General features: G+C 30.1%; 2 protein-coding genes. Both read left to right on the top strand.

Going from position 1 to position 2001, the window contains the following annotated elements; genetic code table 11:
- Positions 1 to 293 precede the first annotated feature (293 nt).
- On the top strand, positions 294 to 902 hold the full coding sequence (locus ML462_RS15940) for an SIMPL domain-containing protein (RefSeq protein ID WP_341481596.1): 609 nt from the start codon (positions 294 to 296) through the stop codon (positions 900 to 902).
- 154 nt (positions 903 to 1056) lie between these two features.
- Complete coding sequence (locus ML462_RS15935; protein ID WP_240714827.1) at positions 1057 to 1854, top strand: PA3715 family protein; 798 nt, start codon at positions 1057 to 1059, stop codon at positions 1852 to 1854.
- Positions 1855 to 2001 lie beyond the last annotated feature (147 nt).

Raw genomic sequence — 2001 nt, 5'->3', positions numbered from 1 at the left:
CTGGTTATACATTCAAAATTTAGAGAAATTAAACTTAAGACGGTTCATCGCCAATAAGCGGCAGCGTTAGAAAGAAAATAATTAAATTGACCAACGAACCAATACTAAGCCGACAAATCCGCGTCCCGCACTCCGCCAACTGGCGATAACCGAGACCGTTGGCAAGCATTAAAAAAATACGAACAATGAATAAAATTTACATCTTACTTTTCTGTCTTATTACTTCCATTTCAAGTGCTCAAGATGACAAACAATCTAAAACAATTGAAGTCGTATGATTTGCAAAAGTTTCAATTACCCCAGATACAGGAATATTGAATATCACAATTGATAATATTAATCTTGATTTTAGTAAATCTATCAACGGATTAAATAGTAAATCTCAAGATATAACTGAACAATTGAAAAAAATCGGATTTAAGCAATCTTCTATTAGAACTGACGATTTCAATGTAAGAAAGAATAGAGTTTATCGAAATAATAAAAGTATTGATAGTGGATATAAAGCCACCCAACAAATTCAACTTGAATTTAAAAATGACCAAAAAAACATTACTAAAATATTAGATCAGTTCTCAAAAAGCAGTACAGAATTTAATTTGAACTTCAACTTTAAGTTATCAGATTCATTGAAAGAAAATGTTCAAAAGCAGATCATAAAATTAGCTACTAGAGATGCAATTGAAAAAGCTGAATTAATAAGTTCAGCATCCAATATTGATCTAATCAAAATTAAACAAATTAAATATGGTACAAATTATAATTCCGGTATGAGATTATATAATAGAAATAATGGAGTAGCAGAAGTTGTTTCTACGATAGATAATTCCATTATAAAAGGATTTACTCCTAAAGACATAGTTTACTCTGAGAATATCTTATTAGTTTGGGATATTAAATAACGCTTGCCAACAACGGCTCATCGCCAATAACGGGTATCATCGAAAAAGTGTAATTTTAGAAACCAGGAAATAAAACAAATAAACCGACAACTCCGCGTCCCAACTCCCGCAACTGGCGATAGCCGAGACCGTTGTAAGCAAGCAGCAGACAATAATGAAATCGTATAGAATATTATACTTTATAATCTTTATTAGTTTTAATAGCTATTCTCAAAAACTTTTTAAAGAATATGGGGAAAGGGAATATTCGGATACCTTAAACATCGAATTACTTCATAAGATTTGTGATAATTCAGAATTGGAATTTTCCGATATCTATGTAAATAAATCAAATTCAGTAAGCTTTCAATCGGACACAACATTCTTTGCTATACAATACATCCTTAAAAACACGGAGGATGGAAATTTATATACAACCAAATATTTATTGGCTAAGAATTCTAATGGAAAAGTATTAGCTCAATTAGATGATTCAGATTCTTATTATGATAAAGAAGCTGTACAACCTTCTCCATCTTATATTTTAAAGAATCCAATAAAATTATCTACTCAGAATATTGGCATTGGGGTTATAACCGAAGAATCGGTAAGAAGTTGTGCAACTATTTATTCTAAACAAAAAATTTCAATATTTACTTTAACGAATAATAAGTTAAATAGAGTCTTAGAAAATTATCCAATTAGAGAATCCCATGGAGAATCGAATTGTGCAGGAAATTATGAAATTGAAATTCTTCACAAGTCAGTTGAAAGAATGAAAAGTAAAACCCACGGCCTTTTCGATTTGTTTATAACAAAAAAGTTTACTTACGAAAAAGTGATTGAAAAAAATGAAGATGATAGTATTGAAGGAAAAAACATAAAAAAAGATAAATACGAAACCGAGAAATTATTATTTGACGGTGAAAAATATAAATTCAAAGAAGATAATGTTCTACGATTTCTAAAATGATTATCCTGGCTGCCAGCTTACAACAAAGAACTAAGGTAAAATCCAAGTCCTTTTAAGCTAATTTCGATAAATAATTTTCTTGGTAATAGGTTCCTGATTTGGCGATGGCAAATGCCTGTTTCAGGAGCTTATTACATACGGCTATTA

The organism is Christiangramia lutea (assembly GCF_022489035.1).
In the GTDB taxonomy this organism is placed as follows: Bacteria; Bacteroidota; Bacteroidia; order Flavobacteriales; family Flavobacteriaceae; genus Christiangramia; species Christiangramia lutea.
The sequence above is the reverse complement of the archived record's forward strand: the minus strand, read 5'-3'. Positions and strand labels throughout refer to the sequence as shown.